The organism is Kordia sp. (assembly GCF_045105435.1).
GTDB lineage: Bacteria > Bacteroidota > Bacteroidia > Flavobacteriales > Flavobacteriaceae > Kordia.
This window is the reverse complement of the sequence record NZ_JBGCDL010000056.1, coordinates 1-5,325: the sequence shown is the minus strand read 5'-3', so window position 1 is coordinate 5,325 and position 5,325 is coordinate 1. Positions and strand designations below refer to the sequence as shown.

General features: G+C 32.7%; 3 protein-coding genes and 2 pseudogenes. All 5 read left to right on the top strand.

Going from position 1 to position 5,325, the window contains the following annotated elements:
- Positions 1 to 1,721: pseudogene (locus tag AB8B65_RS02660) on the top strand (hypothetical protein); the annotation flags it as partial.
- A gap of 78 nt (positions 1,722 to 1,799) precedes the next feature.
- The gene (locus AB8B65_RS02655; protein ID WP_405299287.1) at positions 1,800 to 3,788 is read left to right on the top strand and encodes a hypothetical protein; all 1,989 of its coding nucleotides are present in this window, start codon (positions 1,800 to 1,802) and stop codon (positions 3,786 to 3,788) included.
- A 5-nt stretch (positions 3,789 to 3,793) separates the two neighbouring features.
- Complete coding sequence (locus tag AB8B65_RS02650; protein ID WP_405299285.1) at positions 3,794 to 4,606, top strand: EndoU domain-containing protein; 813 nt, start codon at positions 3,794 to 3,796, stop codon at positions 4,604 to 4,606.
- Positions 4,607 to 4,618: 12 nt separating this feature from the next.
- Positions 4,619 to 5,011 carry a hypothetical protein gene (locus AB8B65_RS02645; RefSeq protein ID WP_405299284.1) on the top strand — a complete coding sequence of 131 codons (393 nt, stop codon included), beginning with the start codon at positions 4,619 to 4,621 and terminating at the stop codon, positions 5,009 to 5,011.
- A gap of 209 nt (positions 5,012 to 5,220) precedes the next feature.
- Positions 5,221 to 5,325 (top strand): annotated as a pseudogene (locus AB8B65_RS02640) (transposase); the annotation flags it as partial.

The following is a 5,325-nucleotide window of genomic DNA, read 5'->3' as shown; positions in this document are numbered from 1 at the left end:
CACAAGTACTTTCTGAATCACAAGATTTTTCTGCTAATACTTCTTTTAATATGGGAAGAAATGGAGGTCTGTATTTCAATGTTGGCGCAGGAACTAATTTTGCCACGCATACATCTAGTGAAGACAGTACCAGTCAAGCCATGACCGAAGCTCAGGAAATCACTGAACGAGCGATGGATCGTGTGGTACAACGTGTCAAAGAAGAGCGTATCACCAAAATTATTGAAGAATACGAAGAAAACAATACACATGGTTTTGACAATCGTAAAGGCGACAAACATGTAGTTGGTGTATACCGTTGGGTAGATAAGGTATATAAAAATCAAATCTACAATTATGGAAGACGATTGATGTATGAATTTGCCATTCCCCAACCTTCTAAACTACATCGTTTGGCGATGACAGAAATGGGTGATGGAAATACAGATACCATGGAACTCAATGAACCAATTGATCCTAGAACGGTTGTAATTGGTGGTCAAACCATCGCTGATGCTTCTATGATTACCGCTTCTAACTACAAAAAATTAGCAGCAAAATACAATGCAGAACTTACAGAGCCGCCAATAGAAGAAATGTATGTAGGACATGCTTTTTCATACCAAGCCACAGAAGTTATCAGTAACAATCACGAGCGTTTTGGAGAAGATGTGAATTATGAATTGCCTGAAGGATATTATACCTACAAAGCAAAAGCCAACTGGGCAGATAGTATTGATGGACCATCTAATTCTACAAAAATTATCGTCGGTGGTGTATTGATGACCCATAAAAATGTGGAAAAGGATGTTGCCAAACACGTAGGACATATTCCAATTTCTTTTTCTTCACACCAACATCTTTCGGGGAATTCTAATATTAGTATTTGTTTACGAGTATTACCTGAATTTATAGAAAGGTGGCAGAATGAAACCTTTAATGCCATTCTAACGGCTTATGAAGATCAGATGGCAGCATATTTGGCACAAAAAAGTCAAGAAGGAGAAAAAGAAGCGGAACTCAGCGGTTCTAATCCGATGTTTTATCGTCAAATAGAACAAACCGTATTACGAAAAAACTGTTTATCGTATTTAATGGATCAAGCACCAACAGCTACCAAAACATACGGAAAACAATTCTACACAGGCGATACATTAGGAAATCACGAAGTTACTGTTACCAAGCCAATGGACGACTATGCTTCATTTGCGAAGTTTATGGAGCAGGCTTTTGAATGGGAAATTATGTCATACAGTTTCTACCCTTTCTATTGGGCAAATCGTAAAGAATGGAATGATTTATACTCGTATGAAAACAACGATCCATTGTTTAGAAGCTTTATGCAAGCAGGATTGGCAAGAGTAGTATTGACCGTTCGCCCTGGGTTTGAAGAAGCAGTATTACATTACATGTCAACTGGAAGCATTTGGAATGGTGGAGAATTGCCTGTTTTAGATGATCCATTATACCGTTCCATTGTAGATGAACTTAAAAAACCATTAGGTGTAAAAGAAGGAAAAGCATGGAAAACGCAAGTACCAACTTCCTTAACCATTTTACAAGCAGATAGCTTAGGCTTACAAGTAGAAAAAGCATTACCATGTGAATGTGATGATATTGAAGACTTTATTGAATCTGATCAGACAGAGTGTAGTTCTCAGATTTTAAATGATCCTACGGTTTTTAAAAACCTACAAGTAGGTGATACTACAAGTACTACTCCAGAAACCACTGGAAAATAAATATCACTAATTGTCAAAAGTATTGCAATGTCATTTGGCGTTGCAATGCTTATTTATGAATTTTAAAAACAGAGTATTATGCATGCATTTGAATATGGAATTCGAAATTTCAATAAAAAATACCAGCCTGCACCAAATATAGTTGTATTTAACGATCATATTGTTTTTCAAGACGACAGAGAAGCTCCTGATGAAGAACAATTTGTACCAAATCTTTATCCTTCTTCTTATTCCTATAGAGAAGTTAAACATTTGGATAGTAATAAATACGATTATGAAGTTACCAATAAAGAAATCATAGATGGTAATATTATGGATGATTATTACATTGTAAACGGGCATGTTACAACTAGAGAAGATGTTATTATAAAAAATGTACCTCCGTATACCGTTTTAGATGATCCAACATTTTATACAGAATTACACGGTGCCGTCATTTATAAATATGAAGATAAATATTATGTAAAGACACAAATAGCTTCTTTAGGAGGTGAAGCAGCTGTTGAAGCTGTTACGCCATCTACTTCTAAATTATTTTCTTTATATGATAGGAAGCTTAGAGAATTACTAGAAAATCCTAAACTATCTTTACTATTCTTTTTTGCAAAAGATGGTGCAAAACTAGAGAGCGCACAAATCAATATTGATAATGTCAAAGACAATGAAATTATTTTCTTTTTAGAGAAAGATGATTCCTATAATATTTTTGGATCGGTAGCTAGAGTACTTTCAGGAAAAAACATCAATTCTATATCTATAATACCTTATAGAGCAGTAGCTCATTTAGCAAATGTATTTAATGTAGATACAAGACCTAAACAAATAAAAAAGGTATGTAAAGGACATTTAGAAGCTAAGAAAACAAATGAAGAAAAAGGATTCTTTTATTATTTAGGACAGGTAGCAGATTTTGTAATCGAATTAACTGCGGGATTAGTAAAAGCAGCTATTGCTGATCCACTTATTTTTATCGGAGAAGGAATTTCTGCAAATCTAAGGTTTGATGAGAAGCGATGGCGTTATTTTAATGAAGATGGAAACTTAAATAAAGATTTTGCGCCTATTATTCCAGGGTTTGAAACATTTTTAGAAATCGTTGATACCATCAATGAAAATGTAGAAAAAAATAGCGCAAATTTCAAAAGCAAACTTAACGATGTTGAAAAAGACATTAAAAGCTTTCTTGACAAAATACCTATAGACAGTATCAAAGACTATTTAAAAGATAAGCTAACGATTCTTTTTGATGTGATTGAAAAAATGAGAGATGTATATGATGCCATGGTAAAATTTCTTTCTTCAAAAGAAATATACTTATTTGTAAACGGATTACTTATTGGATTACTGAACAGCATATCGGCTGCTGTAGGTGGTATTTTAACTATGGTAGGGCATATTATAAGTTTACCATACTATTTATATCAAGCAGCAAAATCTGATAATAAATCTGGCTATGTAAGTATGGTAATTGAATTATTAGAAAACGGTATTGAAGCAGTAATCAAACTTTTTTCTTTTAAAAATTTAGCAGCTATTGCCAATTTTTTTATAGAAGCACCCAAATTAGTCATTGATTTATTAAGCAGTCCAAGTGCAATTATGACCAAAGTGGCTGAAGCTGGAACTTATGTAAAAACACATAGTGACGCCATTGGTTATGGAATTGGATATGCTATAGGTTTTATTATTGAGGAGATAGTAACTACCATGGCAACTATGGGAGGCGCAACAGTAGCTAAAGCAATACAAGTAAATATAGACGCTTTTAAAAGTATACTAAAAGCTACAGGACAATTTACTGAATTTGTGTTTACGAGTCCTAAAGTATTAGTTGATGGTATGAGTTTGCTTTTTAAACGCATTCGAAAATTGGACGTGCCCGGGCTAATGGACGAATTTTTAGCGTTCTTAAAAAGTTTACTCGCTACTGCCAAGCAATTGGCGGACGAAGCATATATAAAGCTATTTGATGTTACAGAACAACGACTATTTAAAAAAATGGGATATACACCTAGTAGTTATACAGACAATGTGTTTAATCTTTGCCCTATTGGCAAAAAAACCTAATTATTATGAAACGAATAATAATGTGGCTTCGTAATAATTGGAAAATTAAGAAGTATAAAAAAAATAATATTCGTAAACTCTTGAATCACTCTTTTATTTCTATAAAAATAAAACGTAATACGAGTATTATTTTAAGCTGTTGGGGTTCGATAGGAGTTACAAGTGGGGAACGTCAACTATTTTGGAAAAATGTACTTGTCTTTTCTGAGAGTAAATCTAAGCGATATAAATCTTTCTTGAAAGATGTTATTAAAAATGCAAAAAGAGAAGGCAAAAGTATTTCCCAATACATGGATGAATTGTCTGACTTAATACAAAAAGCTAACTTACGTAGAGTAGCATATAATGATTTTTTAACACAAATAACTAGAAGCAATTTAGATGAATTAATAGAACATATTTTTGAAGGACATTTACGATCTACAAGAATAGGACGTGGAGCAAGAGGAAGAAGAACTCCCTCTACAAAAGGAATTCATAGTGAAGATTTACTTGACAATGTTAAAAATAGAATAAAGCCTGGAAGTAGGAGACCTCCTAATCCATTAGACGATGAGGTATACAAAGCCCATGTACAAATGAAAGGTACGAATGGAAACTGGATAGATAAATATAATAGTAGTGGTACTATTATTGATACCACAATGTTTCCTAAAAATTGGAATAAACAACGTATATTAGAAGAAGTTGCCTTTGCTTTTAAAAATAAAATGGTAGACACCAACCCCATATTTTTCTTTGGAAGAACAACTAATGGAATAAAAATTAAATTTGTGATAGTAAATGGAGAAATAACAACTGTTTTTCCTTTAATTTAAAATTGGATTATAATGATAAAATATGAAATTTATAAAAATAAACCTTTAAATGATGAATTTATAAGTTTTGGAGTTTTAGTAAAAAGACCTTACGATTATTTGTCAATGATATTTGAAGGACAGGAAACCAGTGATTATGTTCAAACTCTAATTGAAGGGATTCAAAGTGTCATAGATGGTGATCCTGATGCCTCATATAGCATAGAAAACCAACAAGGTTTTATAGGATACGCTTTTTCAGCAGATCCGACAGAAGAAGAATATCCTGAGGGAGGTTTTCAAGTTTTCGATTTTTTCACTTTAGATGAACAAGGAGATACAAAATTGATGTTTGTAATTACTTTGGAAGAAATTTTAAAGCTGTTGCAAGATTACAAAACATTCCTTGTAGAGAACAAAAGGTAAAGTTGTAATTAACTTTTGTATTAAAATAGCCTCATTAATTTGAAGGCTATTTTTTTGTTTTCAAAATTATCCCACGCTAGCGCTAGTATATACTAGTGCCGAGCATGAGTAAGAAAAGTAAAAGAGTAAACATAACAAAAAGCTATACTAATTTTTTAGTGTAGCTTTTTGTATTTTAGAGATATGAGTAGAAAATATAAGTTTCATAACAAGAATGGTTACTTTGGATGTTTGAGCGAGCAGGAAAAAAGAATGCAACTACAAGCAAATACCAGTTTTGGCAACATCATAATAAACCTATAGAATTATGGAGT